Below are 15,989 nucleotides of genomic sequence, written 5' to 3' on the forward strand. Positions count from 1 at the left end.
CTTAGGATGAAGAATTGCTAATTTTCAAGCTTCCATCTTTTAGGTAAGGAGTGCAGATTTTAGTTTAAATAAACTTATTCATCAGAATCATGGTGCTTCAATTTATTTAACTTATCTGTTGCTGTTTTCTTCAACTCATCAAATTTCGCAGTTGCTTGCGTTTTTAACTCATCAAATTTTGTTGCAGCCTCATCTTTTAACTCTACTGCTTTGGCTTTGGCATCATCAAGTTTATGACCCGCTTCTGTCCGTAAATGATCGAACTTATCTTGCAAGGTATGCTGAGCATTCTCAAGTTTACCTTTCAAATCACTGGCTTTATCTTCAACTGCTTCTTTTGCAGCAGCTTGTTTCTCTTTTACATTGTCCTTCAAATCATCCAAGGCTTTTTCGCCCTGTGCTTTTGCGTCTGCTGCTTTTGCCTTTAACTCATCTACTGTATTTTCAACTGCTTCTTTACCAGCAGCCTGTTTCTCTTTTACATTTTCTTTTAAATCGTCCAAAGCTTTTTCGCCTTGTACTTTTACATCTGCCGCTTTTGCCTTTAATTCGTCTAATTTATTTTCAGTAGTCATCGTTGTTATCCTCATCGTTAATTAAAAAAATTACCTGAATAAGTTATTAGTTATACATCGTTATGGTTTATTTTCTGACCGTAACTGCAATTTGAAACAAAGACAATACAGGAAGATTCAAATATTTTTTGATTTGTTTATCTGTTCTAAAGAGAAACAGCTTTTGACTTCACATCCATTTTTATAGATGCCTCTTATGCTTAGCTAAAGATTATTAATCTTTGCTTATCTCCCTGCATCAGTTAAAATCTTCCACCTTATAAATACGAATGAGAGAATGAGATCCGTGCGTAAAATTTTAGTCACCAATGCCCTCCCTTATGCGAATGGTCCAATTCATATGGGTCATTTACTCGGTTACATCCAGGCAGATATCTGGGTTCGTGCCATGCGAGCAATGGGTCATGATGTGACTTATGTATGTGCGGATGATGCTCACGGTACAGCGATTATGCTACGTGCCGAAGCGAATGGTATTAGCCCAGAAGAGCAAATTGCGAATGTTCAAAAAGAGCACATTCGTGATTTTGACGGTTTTGGCGTACATTTCGATCATTACGATTCAACACATAGCGATGCAAACAAAGCACGCTCAACAGATATCTACATTAAAAACCGTGAAGCTGGAAATATTGCAGTTCGCCCTGTAACTCAATTATTTGACCCAGAAAAAGGTATGTTCTTGTCTGACCGTTTCATTAAAGGCACATGCCCGAAATGTAAATCAGAAGATCAATACGGCGACTCATGTGAAGTGTGTGGTACAACTTATAATGCGACCGAGTTACTTAACCCACGTTCAACTTTAAGTGGTGCAACACCAGTTGAAAAATCATCAGATCACTATTTCTTCAAGCTTCCAAACTTCTCTGAATATTTACAGAAATGGACGCGTGATGAAGGTCGTTTACCTCTTTCAATTGCGAACAAGTTAGATGAATGGTTTGAAGCTGGTTTAGCAGACTGGGATATTTCTCGTGATGCACCATATTTTGGCTTTGAAATTCCAGATGAACCAAATAAATATTTCTACGTGTGGGTAGATGCCCCAATTGGTTATATGTCTAGTTTTGAAAACTACATCAAAACTAAACGTCCAGATTTAAACTTTGACGATTTCTGGAAAAAAGACAGCCAAAACGATGTTTATCATTTTATTGGTAAAGACATTGTTTATTTCCATGCTTTGTTCTGGCCTGCAATGCTTGAAGGTGCGAACTACCGCACCCCAACAGGTTTGTTTGTAAATGGTTTCTTGACTGTAAATGGACAAAAAATGTCTAAGTCACGCGGTACTTTCATTAAAGCAGAGACGTATTTACAGCATTTAAATCCAGAGTATTTACGTTACTACTTTGCTTCTAAGCTTTCAGATAAAGTTGAAGATTCTGACTTGAACCTTGATGACTTTGTTCAAAAAGTAAACTCAGATTTAGTCGGTAAAGTCGTGAATATTGCTAGCCGCTGTGCAAAATTCGTCAATAGCAGCTTTAACAATACTTTATCTGCTGAATGTGCAGAATCTGAGTTAGTACAAAGCTTTATTGATGCAGGAGATTCAATTGCTAAAGCATATGAAGCACGTGAATTCTCAACGGCGATCCGTGAAATTATGGCGCTTGCTGACCGTGCAAACCAATATATTGATGAGAAGAAACCTTGGGCTCTTGCTAAACAAGAAGGTCAAGAGCAACAAGTTCTTGATGTATGTTCTGTGGGTATCAACTTATTCCGTCAATTAGCGGTGTACTTGGCTCCAGTTCTGCCAACTTTAGCTCAACAAGTTCAAGATTTCTTAAAACTTGAAAGCTTCGATTTCGAGTCACGCAAACAAATTCTTGTAAGCCATGAGATTGCGCAGTTCCAGCCACTTATGCAACGTGTTGATCCAAAAGCTGTTGCAGCTATGGTTGATGCTTCTAAAGAGTCTTTAGGTGCTCCTGCTCCAGAAGCAACAAAAGCGGCAACGAAAAAAGAGAAATCTGCCGAGAAAAAAGCAGTGCCTACTCCGGCAGTGGGTGAAGCTGAAATTATCGGTATTGAAGATTTCTTAAAAGTTGACTTACGTGTTGCTCAAGTACTTGAAGCAGGTACAGTTGAAGGTTCAGATAAATTACTTCAATTGACGTTAGACGTAGGTGAAGCTGAACCACGTAACGTATTTAGTGGTATTCGTAGTCAATATGCACCAGAAGACCTAAAAGGTAAATTGGTTGTTATGGTTGCGAATCTTGCACCACGTAAAATGCGTTTTGGTATTTCAAATGGTATGGTACTTGCTGCCGGAAATGGTGAAGGTATTTTCATTATTTCACCAGATAGCGGTGCGAAACCTGGTGATAAAGTTTCTTAGTCCACCTTCATATAAAAAAGCTCCCTAAATTGGGAGCTTTTTTTAACTATAAATTTTCAAAGAACATCTATAAGAAGATTTAAATTATGACCACGGCCGCCCTTCACAAGGGTTACTAAGTAAAACGTGTATATTCCCCAACTCCTCATTGGTTAAATAGCCATTCTTATTTTTATCTAAATAATGAAATAGCTCTGTTTGCTTATTCTCTCCCTGAAAACGCTTATCAGTAGGCCAACGATAAGGATAGAAATCTTGTACCTGTTGAAACTCTTTTAAGCTGTATAAGCCATCATGATTTACATCATATTTTTCCTGAAAAAGCTTCCAATCCAAAGATGCAGGCTCACATGCACTTACTACATTTAAAATGCAGTAAGTGATGCAAGCTGTGAGTAACTTAATAGTTGGATTGCTCATGATTATTGGCTTGTAAATCAGAAATTTTGTAATCTTTTTCATGAACAGGTGTACCAACAATGCTCATAGTTCGCTCATTTGCTGGCTGTTGCTTGCTCATGGTTCTCATCTCACATCCTGTAGTTAAGATGAGAAAAACTACAGAAATGCTCACCATTAGTTTTTTCATAACGTGACCCTCATTTCTTTTTGTTTTATTTATTAAGTTACCACTTTTTAAATGTTTAAGTACTAAAAAAGATATTTCAATTTGTATATATTTTACTCAAAAATAAAGCTAGACTATAAATAGCTGGCTTTGGATTTTTTAGATATTTTAATTAAAGGCTTATCATTTGAAGAAAATTAATTTTAAACCTAATACACTCACAATGCTTCCAGCTACTCGGTCAACGCCAGTTTTTGCTTTTAAGTACATTGTTCTAGGCTTCTCTGAAGAGAGCAGCATTGCAACACATGAATACCACCCTGCATCGATCATAAAACAAATCACTGGCAATGCAACGTAGTAGTAATTTGGAATTTCTTTTGGCAATAAAGCAGTAAATACGCTCGCTAGAACGACTGCAATTTTCGGGTTGCTTAACTGGGTAATCAGGCCATAACGATATGCCTGTTTATAGGTCATTTTTGATTTGCCATCATTTTCCATGGCAATTGGTTCTTTAGCGTGTTTAATAATTTTAAAAGCCAGCCAAAGCAAATACAGCCCACCACCAATTTTTAAGATTAAATATGCTGAAGGTACTGCTAATAAAACTGCCTGCAACCCCATAACAGCTAGAAAACCAAAAAGAGCTGCGCCTGTACCTGTACCTAAAGCTGTAAATAAACCATGTTTACGTGATTTAGAAATTGAATTTTGCGCTACATAAATAAAACTCGGCCCAGGGCTTATTGCTCCAAGCATCAATGCCATCGCAATTGAAAAAAGAGGAATAAGGGACTCAAACATTGTATTGACCTAGCATCATGCAATTGCGCGGTATTCTAACAGCTTTTTATGACACATATAAAAACGGAAAACATATAAATGATGAAAATTGAATTTTCATGTTTTTTACAATTTATATCTTCACAACGGACAAAAATGTCCGTTAAATATATCGGTCTTTAGAACTCCCAAACCAATGACATGAGTAAACGTCAAAAAATTGCTGCCCATAATCGGGATGAATTACTCAATGCAGCCGAAGAATGTTTTCGTATTCATGGCATTAATGTCCCCTTACAAGTTGTGATTGACCATGCAGGTGTAGGCAGAGCAACTTTTTACCGTAACTTTTGTGACCGCAAAGCTTTAATTAGCGCGCTTTTAGAACGCGCGATTACACAGCTAGAGCAAAAAGCTGCTCATTTTCAACAATTCGAGGATGGTTTATTTCGTTTAATTGAAGGACATATTGCACAACTTCCTAAACTTGCAATTTTGCAAGATTTTTGGAGAGTGATTGATCGACAAGATCCAATTATGTTAAAAATTTATGAACGGCGAAATAATGCACTTAACCCACTGATTGAAAATGCGATAGAACAAAAACTATGCCGAGCTGATCTCACTGCCAATGATTATGCAATGATCACTGCAATGTTGGGTTCTTCATTTCAAGGACATGAGCCAGAAGAACAAACTCGCTTAGCAAAACGAGCAATTGAATTACTAATTCATGGTATTCAAGTACAAAAAATTCGAGGGATAGAATGAGTAAAACGCCTCGTTATTTAGAAACACCACCCGACTGGACACCAGAAGAGCAACCGACTCTACCTGGTTCACCGGCAGCTATTGCTCACTCTGTACCTAAGCGATTTATTTACTTTTTTATTGGTTTATTTATCGCCCTTTCGGCAAGCTTAAGTAATGGTTTTATTACGGCAAATTTACCTTTAATTCAAGGTGAATATGGACTGACGCCTTCCGAAGCTGCTTGGCTCCCTGCGGCTTATGTCATGGCAAATGTCAGCTCAAACCTGATTTTGTTTAAAGCCCGACAACAGTATGGTTTAAGAGTATTTTCGGAAATAGGGCTGGTTATTTTTATTGCCGTGCTGGTTTTACATATTTTTGTGCATACCTATGAAATGGCCCTATTCGCAAGGGTTGTGGCAGGTTTGGCAGGAGCACCTCTCAGCTCTTTAGGTATGTATTACACCATGCAGGCTTTTAAAAAAGCAGACATGGCAAAAGGTATATATATCGCCTTCGGTTTCCAACAATTAGGGGTTCCCCTCGCTTGGATTATTTCTCCATTTCTTGTCAGTACAGACAGTTGGTCTGTCCTATATACCTTTGAGCTAGGTTTAGCACTTTGTTGTTTAGCGATGGTTGTTTCATTGAAATTACCACGTAGTTTACGAATCTATGTTTTTGAGAAGCAGGATTTCTTCACCTTTGCTTTACTGGCTCCCGGTTTTGCATGCTTATGTATTGTGCTCACACAAGGCCCAATTTTATGGTGGTTTAACAGTGAATGGTTGGCATATGTATTAATTGCTGGCTTTAGCTTAGTTGTTCTTGGTTTGCTCTATGAACACTATCGTGCCAATCCATTAATTATGACACGCTGGTTAGGTGCTTCTTCGACCTTGCGTTTCATTTTTGGTGCTTTTGCTATTCGACTTCTAATGTCTGAGCAAAGCTATGCTGCTGTTAATTTCTTAAAAGCCATGGGAATGGGGCCTGATCAGTTTGTACCGCTTTATGTTGTGATCTTCATCGGGATTTTAAGTGGAACCTTATTTAGTGCACTGACTTTTTCACGTGAACGAATTATCTTCCACTTACTTTTTGCAGAGTTCTTAATTCTGGTTGCCTGTGGACTAGATTATCACTTAACCAGTGATGTTCGACCTGTGAACTTCTTTGCAAGTCAATTCCTAGTAGGTTTCGCAGGTGGTTTATTTATTGGGCCGTTACTGCTTATTGGCTTTGCCCAAACTTTGGCTAAAGGTCCTTCGTATGTGGTGACTTTTATTGTGCTGTTCTCTGCAACTCAAACCTGTGGTGGTCTGGTCGGATCTTCTTTCTTCTCGACCTATCAACAACACCGCACGCAAAACTATCAAGTCGAGATTATTAAAGATTTAGAACAATCCGATCCGTTAGTTTCTCAGAGGCTCTCCACCTATCAACGTAGTGCAGCCAGCACAACAAATGACCCAGCATTACAAACGACTCAGGCCATGCGCACACTCAATCAAGTGGTTACCCGTGAAGCACAAGTGCGTGCCTACAATGATGTTATTGCGTTAAACGGTATTTTTGCTATCGCACTGCTCTTATGGGGTGGATTTAATATTGCGCGTAGTAAATATCTACAACGCAGAGGAATTAGCCGCCCTTAAAGGCTTTTGTTATTGATGAAATAGAAATTGAGATTGATATATGTCAGATGATCAAAACAAACCGGAACAAACACCTGCTCAGGCACCTGCCAACGAGCCAACACCTGCACCTGCACCTGCACCTGCACCTGCAAGTAAACTGATTCCGACAAAACGCTCAACACTATTATGGATGTTGGGTGTGCTTATTATCGGTATTTTAGTGATTTTATGGGCATGGAGAATCGGACCTTTTGCCACGAGTGTCCAACAAACTGACAATAGTTATGTCAAAGGTAAAACCACTGTTTTATCATCACAAATTAATGGCTATGTTAAAGATGTATTGGTAAAGGACTTTGACCACGTTAAAAAGGGTCAAGTGCTCATGCATATTGATGCAACTACTTATGACCAAAAAGTAACTCAAGCGGCTTCTGGAGTTGAACAAGCTAAAAATACTTTAGCCAACCAAACCCAATCCATCGCTCAAAAACAAGCTGATATTGTTGCAGCGCAAGCCAAAGTAGATCAAGTGAAAGCTCAATACGAACTCTCTTTGGCACAGCTTAGACGTTATCAACAGTTAGGAAATAGTGGAGCAGCTTCTAAATCTGAGCAAGATAAAGCTGCGGCAGATGCTGAAAATAACCTTGCAGCACTGAAGCAAACAGAAGCAAATGTCTTAGTTGCAAAAGAGGCTTTGAAAACCGCACAGGTCGCAGAAGCTGGCTTAGAAGCACAAGTTTCAAGTGCTAAAGCACAGTTAGACCAAGCGCAAACCACCAAAGACTATAGCGTTATTGTGGCTCCAATGGATGGTCAACTTGGTGAAGTAAACCCTCGTGTTGGGCAATATGTAGCAGCAGGCTCACAGTTACTCTACTTAATTCCACAACAAACTTGGGTGATTGCTAACTTTAAAGAAACTCAAATTGCCAATATGCGAATTGGTCAAAAAGCATGGTTTACTGTCGATGCCATGAACCACAAAAAATTTACAGGCCATGTTGAGCAAATCTCACCTGCTGCAGGTTCAGAGTTCAGTGTGTTAAAGCCAGACAATGCGACAGGCAACTTTACTAAAGTTGTGCAACGCATAGCTGTACGCATCACCATAGACCCGAATCAGGAAGGAATGGAACACTTACGCCCTGGTATGTCAGTGATTACTTCTGTCGATACAAGTTCTTAATCAGCTTTTTAAAGTTCTCTTTAAAAAGCTACAATGTGATCATTCATTATTTTTCTCAATTTCTAATGTTTGATCACATTGCCCAACCGATTTCCTACCAGCACATTGAACTCCCCTCATCTGTTCATCTCGACATTAAAAGGATAGATCTAATTCATCCTCAAATTTCGGGCAATAAATTTTTCAAACTAAAATACAATCTGCTTGCCGCAAAACAACAAGGCTTATCAACTATTTTGACTTTTGGTGGGGCTTACTCAAATCATATTGCTGCAACTGCTTATGCAGCTCATCTTTTTGGCTTACACAGTATAGGAATTATTCGCGGTGAAGAGTTAGCGAGTAAGCCTCTTAACCCTACTTTGGAAAAAGCTCAAAGTTTAGGGATGCATTTATATTTTGTTTCGCGCACTGAATATCGCTTGAGGGACGATGCAAATTACATTCAACAATTAAACAACCAATTTCCTAACACTTTCATTATTCCTGAAGGTGGCACCAATAAACTGGCAGTACAAGGATGTCAGGAAATTCTCAGTCAAAGCGATTTACAAAACTATGATGTAATTTGCTGTGCGGTAGGAACTGGCGGAACAATTTCAGGTCTTATTAAAAAAAGTTCAGCACATCAAAAAGTTATGGGATTTTCAGCTTTAAAAGGCGACTTTTTACAACAAGAAATTCAACAGTGGACTAAAAAACAAAATTGGTCTCTGACAGATGCTTATTGCTGCGGAGGTTATTCGAAAACGTCACCTGAACTATTTGCATTTATTGAGAGTTTTGAAGCGAAATATGCCGTGCCTCTGGAACCAATCTATACGGGAAAAATGATGTTCGGTCTGTTTGACCTTATAAAGAATCATTACTTTCCTGAAGGAACTCGTATTCTGGCTATTCATTCTGGTGGTTTACAGGCAGATATAAGAAATAAATCGCACCAATAGTTTACTCATTTTAGTTAAGGTTTTCTCTACAGCAATAAATGTCTTTAGCACGAGTAAGAGCTGACATGGTAGTATATGCCCCTTTTTAATTTTCACGATTAATCGAGAATCTCTTATGTCTAACAGTCATGTCGATGTCATTGTCTTAGGTGCAGGCGCTTCTGGACTCATGTTGGCTGCACATGCTGCTAAACGAGGGCGCTCGGTTTTAATTTTAGAAAAAGCCAACAAAATTGGTAAAAAGATTTTAATGTCAGGTGGAGGTAAATGTAACTTTACCAACCTATATGTAGAGCCTGACAACTATATTTCTCATAATCCACACTTTGTCATTTCTGCCCTGTCACGCTATAGCAACTGGGACTTTATTGGGCTGGTATGTGATTATGGAATTGCCTATGAAGAACGTAAACACGGCCAATTATTTACGCTAAACGGCGCTAAAGAAATTTTAGAGATGTTGGTGAGTGAGTGTAATAAAACCAACAATGTTGAAATTCAAACCCATTGTGAAGTTGGACAGATCGACCTATTACAACAAGGCGGTTTTTCTGTACACACCAACCAAGGTCGATTTAGCTGTGAATCATTAGTTGTTGCTACAGGCGGTTTATCCATTCCGACTTTGGGCGGTTCTGGATTTGGCTATGAACTGGCACAAAAATTTGGACATACAGTTTTCCCAACCCGTGCTGGTTTAGTTCCATTTACTTTTTCAGATCATATTAAAGAAGTCACCACACGCTTAAGTGGTAATGCTTTAGATGTGACGTTAAGCAACTCAAAAAATAGCTTTACTGAAGCGTTGTTATTTACGCACCGTGGCTTAAGTGGACCAAGTTCCTTACAGCTTTCTAACTATTGGAATACTGGAGAAAGTTTTAAAATTGACTTTTTCCCAAGCCAAGATTTAACAACTTATTTAAAAGATAAAAAGAAAGCACAACCTAAAGTTTTATTGCGCACCCTTTTGAATGAGTTTACGGCGAAAAGTATTGTACAAGAGCTACAACAACTCATATGGCCAGAGCATAGCGAAACGGCGATTGGTAATATTAGTGATGCACAGCTAGAGCATATTGCCGAGCAGTTACATGGTTTTTCGGTTAAACCATCAGGCACTGAAGGATACCGTACTGCCGAAGTGACTTTAGGTGGGATTGATACAACTGAAGTTTCATCAAAAACACTTGAAAGCAAAAAGCAGAAAGGACTGTTCTTTATTGGTGAAGTACTAGATGTGACCGGCCATTTAGGCGGTTATAACTTCCAATGGGCTTGGTCTTCTGCTTATGCAGCAGCACAATATGTTTAAATGCTGAATAAGCTAATTTGCTGCTTTCGCTTCACTTGATGATTTTTCAGCGTCACGTGTATGCGTTGTTGCCTGTTTTGATGAATCAGATTTGCTAAACACAAATTTATAAGCACTTGCTAAAAACCCAACGGTAATCCCAGCAATTACAACAGGTGCTAAAAAACGACCAGGCTTTTTCATCGTATTTTCCTCACTTATTTGTTTTTATAGCTGTCAAAGACAGAACGACCACTCAATATAGAGTGGTCGAACTTATCACAAAAATCAAAGATTTTTTGTACTGTTTATCTGAAAATTAGTTACACCTATTAAATTTCATCATTTTCGCCAGTAGAACCAAAAGGTTTATTTACTGGTGGTTGTGATGGATTTACTTGTGCAGAATCAGCGGGTTTTGCATCAGATGAAACAGTTGATGATGAAGTTGTAGTCGTTGGCGAAGTTGAAGCCGAAGACGTACTTGCTGTTGTAGTAGAAGGTGGTTGATATAAAGGATTTGGTTGATTAGCTTCTTTTTTCGCTTTATCAAGCAAGTCAGACAATAGTCTTTCCGCTGGTTGACGACCACCTAAGCCAAATGCAAGCGCGAAAGCCACTGCAACTGCACCTAGGGTTAAGCCAAATGCAAGATTCACAATTGAATCAGCAATACCCATCGCTTTTAAACCAAGCGCAAGGACTAAGCCAATAATTAAGACACGAACCAAACTACCTAACCAACGCGAACTGTTATATTCACCGCGTTGCACCACATTTGCCACAACATTGGCAAGCCAGAAACCAATCACCAAGATTACAGCGCCCAATAGAATGTTTGCACCGAAGTGGATAAACATTGCGATTAGACCACTAATCTGTTCAAAGCCAAGACGGTCAGCAGCTTCTGAAACTGCAAACAACATGGTAAAGAACACGATTAACCAGCCAACAGCACCAGAAACTTTAGTTTGACCGAAAAAGCGTTGTACATCTAATTTTGCAGGGATTTCATCAACACCTGTTCCTGCAATGAGTTCGGCAACCAAGCGTCCAACAAAACGAGAAACAATATAAGCAACCAGTAAAATTAAACCAGCAGCAATAATGTTTGGAATCGCTTGCAAGATTTCATTGAGCATTGCTGTCGCAGGCTGAGAAATTGTCTCAATACCTAAAGCTTCAAATGCCACAATCAATGTCGTAATGATGATAATGGCAAAAACAAAAGAACCTAAGAATTTGCCTACGTTAGAGCTTTTGAAAAGACCAATTTTTTCAGCTTGAGCCTGAACACCTAAACTATTGATTAAGCCTTCAACAATACCGCGTACAATTTTTGCCAAGATATAACCAACAAAAACGATAACGCCAGCAATAAAGATATTTGGTAAGAATGCTACAGCATCATTTACCATATTTTGAACAGGAATAAGTAAACCTGTTAACCCTAAGATTGAGAGAACAATAGGGAGGAAAAGTAATAATACAAGCCAGTAAAGAATTTCACCAATATTCTGACTGATTCCCCCTACCCCTACTTCACTACTTAATTTGTCATCAAGTTGCGTTCTGGATAGCACATTGGTAATTCCCGCCCGCACCAGTCGAGCAACGATCCAACCAATGAAACCCACCACCACGGCAGCAATAATATTTGGAATATAGACGAGTACCTGATTCACCATATTGCTAAATGGTCCACTCACTCCACTAATGTTGAGCACATTTAAAGCAGCAACAACAGCAAGAATCAGAATAAACCAGAATATGACTTTGGAGACGAGGCCTTCTATATTAGGAGTACGTCCTGTAGCTGAAGATAATTTGGCATTTGTATTTAATTTTTGCAGAAGTTTTTTTACCCCTGCTGCAACTAATAAAGCGATTATCCAGCCAACCAGTAAGATGACAATTGCAGCTAAAATAGGATGAAACTGATCCCAGTAATACATCGCATCAAACTGAGCGCCGCGAGGCCCATTAAAAAATTCATTCATATTGTTATGTCCTCAATTGTTATGTTCTTTTCAGTGTTATCAGTAAATGAAAAACACCAGTTCGTTGTAAAAAAATGACGATAAATGCGGTCTATGTCACCTTATGTTTTGAATATTTTTCAATCAACATCCTTCTGCATAAATACAACAAATTGATGCAAAAGATTGCAAAAAAAGCCTTCAGGACACATCCTAAAGGCTTTCTATCGAGATATACTGTTGGGCTTACTATCCTTTGTAAGTTTTCAGATCAGAAGTACCCATCATGACATGTGGTGTAGTCTCATGTTGAAAAGCCCCTTCTTGTTTTGGCGATTGGTTATGTTCAGAAACCATATAAACAATAAGCGCAAGAAGAAAAAGCCCTACAATAATTAAAATATAAACTGGCAATCTTCTTTTTTTTGCAGTCTCTTCAGGACTCGTCACATGAGGTGGTTTTGAAAAATCATGCATCTTCTTTCCCCTCTTCTATTATCATTAACTATATATTCATCATAACAATTTGATTTGTTGCATTGTGTGAAAAAGCATTATGCGAAGGTGACTATGGTTGCAAAACTCTACTTTTAAAATAATAAATTTAGTATAAAATTTAGCCACATTAATTTTGACTATTAAAAATATAATCTCACTTTATTCATAAACTTCTTCGAAGTTCGATTTGTAATACAATATGTTTTAGCGCTTACTTTTTATAAAATAGGCTATAATAAGCCCCCTTGTTTTAAAGCTACTCAATTTTATGATGTATCGTCAGCAAAGCGTAACTCTTGATCTCGACACTGACGTCACACATCAATGTTATTTGCATCAGACAAGAGATGACCATCTCATTGGTATTATTGAATTTAATAAGCCAAGCTATGAGCTCAAATGGAGTGATCTTGAGTATTTCCGTCGCCGTACCGAAGAGTTCTCGGTTATGCCATTCCCTGAATGTGTTAATGCGATGATTGTTGATATTCGTAATATCAATGTATTTCTGGACAATGAAGTCCCTATTTTACCTTGGCGTTTACTTGAAGAAGACTGCCCTGTCCGCTTGGTTGTTCCTCAAGATCGTCTTGAATATTATGCAGGTCTGTTTGAACCGACTTGGCTTTCAACAGATGTCGACAGTGCGATTTCAGAAATTCGTGAATTTATGGATATGTTTGTCCATTAATAAACATATCCATAAAAAACTTTCTTAAAATATTTTTACTTTCAGTTTTACCAATAATTCTCTACAGCAATATTTCCCTCACCACGACGATTCATCGTCAAACCACGGCGTTTTAAAGCTTCTTTAGTATCGTCAACCATTTGTGGGTTTCCACATAACATGACGTGACTAGTTGCTGAGTTAAGTTCCAAACCTGCTGCTTTTTCTAACTCACCATTTTCGATTAATACAGGTAAGCGCTCATGCAACGGCGCTGATGAGTCTCGGGTAATAATAGGAATAAATTTAAAGCCGTTATGCCCTTCTCCAAACGTTTCAGCAATCTCTTGAATACGATCGACATATGCCAATTCATCTGCAGTACGGACGCTATAAACCAAATTAATCTTTTGATAATTAGACCAAGTCTCAAAGTCTTGTAGCATCGACAAAAATGGAGCCAAACCTGTACCTGTTGCTAATAACCATAAATCATGCGGTAAAGGTTGCTGATAACGCGCCAAAGTCAGATATCCATATGGAATTTTTTCCAAATAAAGCTCATCACCGACTTTCAAATGCTGTAGATTCGAAGTGAAAGCACCGTCTGGTACAACAATTGAGAAGAACTCTAGCGTTTCATCAAATGGAGAAGACACCACCGAATAAGCACGGACAACCAGTTCGTCACCTACCTTTAAACCTATACGCGCAAACTGACCTGCGGTAAATTTAAAATGCGAAGGACGAGTCATGGTAAAGCTGAAAAGTGTTGGGGTCCAACGATGAACTGATAAAACTTTTTCTACGCTAAATTTTTCAATTGACATGATTTCAACGTGGCATGAAATAGTGCGCTCATGTTAGCATGACAGCCGAAATAATGAATACTTTTAAACGTTAAGGCTTTTTAAACATGCGGATGACATTACGCCAGTTGGCTGTTTTTGTAGCAGTCGCCCAAGAAGGAACCGTTACTAAAGCCAGTGATGCGGTCAGACTGACGCAAAGTGCAGCAAGTATGGCTTTAGCCGATTTAGAAGACGGCTTAGGTGCTCCTTTATTTGATCGTTTAGGTAAGCGCTTACAGCTTAATGATCTTGGACGTTTTTTACTTCCACAAGCTTTAGAAATCTTGGGACGTTGTGAAGCGTTTGAACAAGCTGCAAAAGGTGAATTACAAAGTATTGACCTTCGTATTGGGGCGACCTTAACCATCAGTGACTATTTAATGCCTGATTTAATGGCCAGCTTTTTACAACGTCATCCGCAAGCACATTTACAACTTCAAGTGGGTAATACCCGCCAAATGATTGAAGCTGTAAATCAGTTCCAATTAGATTTAGCTTTAATTGAAGGTTCTTGTCACTTACCTCAACTTCAATGTATTCATTGGCGTGATGATGAGCTAGCAGTGTGCTGTTCCCCAGATCATCCTTTAACACGTTTAAATCGCCCCCTTACCCCTCAAGATTTTCACGAAGTAGAATGGATCTTACGTGAAGAAGGTTCAGGTACGCGTGAAGTTTTTGATAATGCAATTTTGCAAGATCTACCAGATGCCAACATTCGTTTAACGCTTGGTCACAATGAAGCAATCTTAAAAATAGTGGCTGGTGGTTTAGGAATGTCTTGTATTTCTAGATTAGCAATTGAACCTTTAAGTGAAAAAGGTCAGCTTGTTATTTTAGATACACCATTTTGGCAACTGACTCGTCCGCTTTATATGCTGGTACATCGCCAAAAATATCAAGGGCCGGGCCTCAAAGCATTTTTAAAATTCTGTGATGAAGATCAGGCTTAAAGCCTGATCTTCTAATGCCATCTAGAATCATTTTCGCAGGGCTCACCGTCACGGTTCCCATCCATTTTAGTGTTCGGACAATTTCTTACAAACCAACGTGCCTCTTCTAAAGAGTGCATTTGGGAACAATACTCACGCCCATCACAATGAAAAGCCGATGTTTTATCATTTACCCGTTCCGGGGCTCTTTCAGATGTAAGTGCTAAAGCCTTTTTCGTTTTTTCAGAAAGCTGAACATCCGGTAACTTAGCCAAAGCTGCGCGCTGTGCTTCAATAATCGTCTTCTGTTGTTGTATTAATAAATGCACTTTTTCATGTGATACACGCTGCTGAGCCTGCTGACGATAGTACAATACCGTGAAACTCACACATGCAACAATAACCAAGATGCCAACGATAAATATACTGATGTATTCACTTGAACTCAGCTTGAATTTGCTGCGTTTAATTTTTCCCCGTTGAATCATATTTCCCCATTTTTTAATCTTATTATTCATTCTTAAAAAATTAAGGGAAATTTATATCTCCCTTAATTCTAAATCACTTAATCTTTCTGAACGCATCAAAACACTTGTCTGATAAATTCATTACTTAAGTTTTTTAATATATTACATTTAGTTCATTATTAACGTCGGAAATTTGACAATAACTCACTTGTGATCGCTTTATTGTGATCCGCAATTTTATTCTTCTTGGTTTTCGCAGGGTTTGGATCAACACGCTCAATTTTGATCGCTTTAAACTTCCCCTGATTATCTGCCGCAAGAAATCTCACTTTTTCATTTCTTTTTGGTTCACCTTCTGATGCAGGGAAATCAGAAATATGAAAGAAAATATCTCCTTCAGTGGTTGAAATAAAACCAAAACCCTTATCGGGGTTATATTGTTTTACCCTTCCAATATAAAACTCTTGTTTCATGATCTTTCCCC

The 15,989-nt window shown here is 38.5% G+C and carries 18 protein-coding genes; 8 read left to right on the top strand and 10 right to left on the bottom strand.

Features of this window, described 5'->3' with window-relative positions:
- Window positions 1-74: 74 nt before the first annotated feature.
- Window positions 75-575, bottom strand: a complete 501-nt coding sequence (locus RMA95_RS08670; protein ID WP_311070172.1) for a hypothetical protein — start codon at window positions 573-575, stop codon at window positions 75-77.
- A 286-nt stretch (window positions 576-861) separates the two neighbouring features.
- On the opposite strand from RMA95_RS08670, the gene metG reads away from it, so the two are divergent.
- The gene (gene metG, locus RMA95_RS08675; RefSeq protein WP_311070173.1) at window positions 862-2,928 is read left to right on the top strand and encodes a methionine--tRNA ligase; all 2,067 of its coding nucleotides are present in this window, start codon (window positions 862-864) and stop codon (window positions 2,926-2,928) included.
- Between the two features lie 84 nt (window positions 2,929-3,012).
- Here the strand turns inward: metG and RMA95_RS08680 are convergent, their stop codons facing one another.
- The 3 genes from RMA95_RS08680 to RMA95_RS08690 all read right to left on the bottom strand — a co-directional run bounded on the left by RMA95_RS08680 (window position 3,013) and on the right by RMA95_RS08690 (window position 4,303).
- Window positions 3,013-3,348 carry a calcium-binding protein gene (locus RMA95_RS08680; RefSeq protein ID WP_202733360.1) on the bottom strand — a complete coding sequence of 112 codons (336 nt, stop codon included), beginning with the start codon at window positions 3,346-3,348 and terminating at the stop codon, window positions 3,013-3,015.
- Window positions 3,329-3,517 carry an NF038215 family lipoprotein gene (locus RMA95_RS08685; protein ID WP_068936152.1) on the bottom strand — a complete coding sequence of 63 codons (189 nt, stop codon included), beginning with the start codon at window positions 3,515-3,517 and terminating at the stop codon, window positions 3,329-3,331. Before RMA95_RS08685 ends, RMA95_RS08680 begins: the two co-directional genes overlap by 20 nt.
- Before the next feature lie 162 nt (window positions 3,518-3,679).
- Window positions 3,680-4,303 carry a LysE family translocator gene (locus RMA95_RS08690; protein WP_004703462.1) on the bottom strand — a complete coding sequence of 208 codons (624 nt, stop codon included), beginning with the start codon at window positions 4,301-4,303 and terminating at the stop codon, window positions 3,680-3,682.
- Window positions 4,304-4,483: 180 nt separating this feature from the next.
- Here RMA95_RS08690 and RMA95_RS08695 point away from each other — a divergent pair, with 180 nt between their 5' ends.
- The 5 genes from RMA95_RS08695 to RMA95_RS08715 all read left to right on the top strand — a co-directional run bounded on the left by RMA95_RS08695 (window position 4,484) and on the right by RMA95_RS08715 (window position 10,129).
- Window positions 4,484-5,053, top strand: a complete 570-nt coding sequence (locus RMA95_RS08695; protein WP_068936156.1) for a TetR/AcrR family transcriptional regulator — start codon at window positions 4,484-4,486, stop codon at window positions 5,051-5,053.
- Complete coding sequence (locus RMA95_RS08700; protein ID WP_311070177.1) at window positions 5,050-6,693, top strand: MFS transporter; 1,644 nt, start codon at window positions 5,050-5,052, stop codon at window positions 6,691-6,693. Before RMA95_RS08695 ends, RMA95_RS08700 begins: the two co-directional genes overlap by 4 nt.
- 40 nt (window positions 6,694-6,733) lie before the next feature.
- Window positions 6,734-7,867 (top strand): HlyD family secretion protein, encoded by a 1,134-nt coding sequence (locus RMA95_RS08705; RefSeq protein ID WP_311070178.1) that lies wholly within the window; start codon window positions 6,734-6,736, stop codon window positions 7,865-7,867.
- 65 nt (window positions 7,868-7,932) lie between these two features.
- Window positions 7,933-8,814: a pyridoxal-phosphate dependent enzyme gene (locus tag RMA95_RS08710; protein WP_311070192.1), complete on the top strand. Its 882-nt coding sequence runs from the start codon at window positions 7,933-7,935 to the stop codon at window positions 8,812-8,814.
- Between the two features lie 115 nt (window positions 8,815-8,929).
- Window positions 8,930-10,129, top strand: coding sequence for an NAD(P)/FAD-dependent oxidoreductase (locus RMA95_RS08715; protein WP_311070180.1), 1,200 nt, complete (start codon window positions 8,930-8,932; stop codon window positions 10,127-10,129).
- Window positions 10,130-10,141: 12 nt separating this feature from the next.
- Here RMA95_RS08715 and RMA95_RS08720 read toward each other — a convergent pair whose 3' ends face one another.
- From RMA95_RS08720 to RMA95_RS08730, 3 genes are all read right to left on the bottom strand, one after another.
- Window positions 10,142-10,312, bottom strand: coding sequence for a hypothetical protein (locus RMA95_RS08720; RefSeq protein WP_019457074.1), 171 nt, complete (start codon window positions 10,310-10,312; stop codon window positions 10,142-10,144).
- Between the two features lie 128 nt (window positions 10,313-10,440).
- Window positions 10,441-12,108 carry a mechanosensitive ion channel gene (locus RMA95_RS08725; protein WP_311070181.1) on the bottom strand — a complete coding sequence of 556 codons (1,668 nt, stop codon included), beginning with the start codon at window positions 12,106-12,108 and terminating at the stop codon, window positions 10,441-10,443.
- Window positions 12,109-12,336: 228 nt separating this feature from the next.
- The gene (locus RMA95_RS08730) at window positions 12,337-12,564 is read right to left on the bottom strand and encodes a hypothetical protein (protein WP_263613023.1); all 228 of its coding nucleotides are present in this window, start codon (window positions 12,562-12,564) and stop codon (window positions 12,337-12,339) included.
- 292 nt (window positions 12,565-12,856) lie between these two features.
- On the opposite strand from RMA95_RS08730, the gene RMA95_RS08735 reads away from it, so the two are divergent.
- Window positions 12,857-13,276, top strand: a complete 420-nt coding sequence (locus tag RMA95_RS08735; protein WP_171249067.1) for a hypothetical protein — start codon at window positions 12,857-12,859, stop codon at window positions 13,274-13,276.
- Window positions 13,277-13,323: 47 nt separating this feature from the next.
- Here the strand turns inward: RMA95_RS08735 and RMA95_RS08740 are convergent, their stop codons facing one another.
- Entirely contained in the window at window positions 13,324-14,085 is a 762-nt protein-coding gene (locus tag RMA95_RS08740) for a ferredoxin--NADP reductase (RefSeq protein ID WP_039251647.1), read from the bottom strand.
- A gap of 86 nt (window positions 14,086-14,171) precedes the next feature.
- Between RMA95_RS08740 and gigC the strand changes: the two genes are divergently transcribed.
- On the top strand, window positions 14,172-15,059 hold the full coding sequence (gigC, locus tag RMA95_RS08745; RefSeq protein WP_151739721.1) for a LysR family transcriptional regulator GigC: 888 nt from the start codon (window positions 14,172-14,174) through the stop codon (window positions 15,057-15,059).
- A gap of 11 nt (window positions 15,060-15,070) precedes the next feature.
- Here the strand turns inward: gigC and RMA95_RS08750 are convergent, their stop codons facing one another.
- Window positions 15,071-15,526, bottom strand: coding sequence for an excalibur calcium-binding domain-containing protein (locus RMA95_RS08750; RefSeq protein ID WP_311070183.1), 456 nt, complete (start codon window positions 15,524-15,526; stop codon window positions 15,071-15,073).
- Between the two features lie 158 nt (window positions 15,527-15,684).
- Window positions 15,685-15,978: a cold shock domain-containing protein gene (locus RMA95_RS08755; RefSeq protein ID WP_077169979.1), complete on the bottom strand. Its 294-nt coding sequence runs from the start codon at window positions 15,976-15,978 to the stop codon at window positions 15,685-15,687.
- Window positions 15,979-15,989 lie beyond the last annotated feature (11 nt).

The organism is Acinetobacter sp. V110_1 (genome assembly GCF_031798975.1).
Lineage (GTDB): Bacteria > Pseudomonadota > Gammaproteobacteria > Pseudomonadales > Moraxellaceae > Acinetobacter > Acinetobacter nosocomialis_A.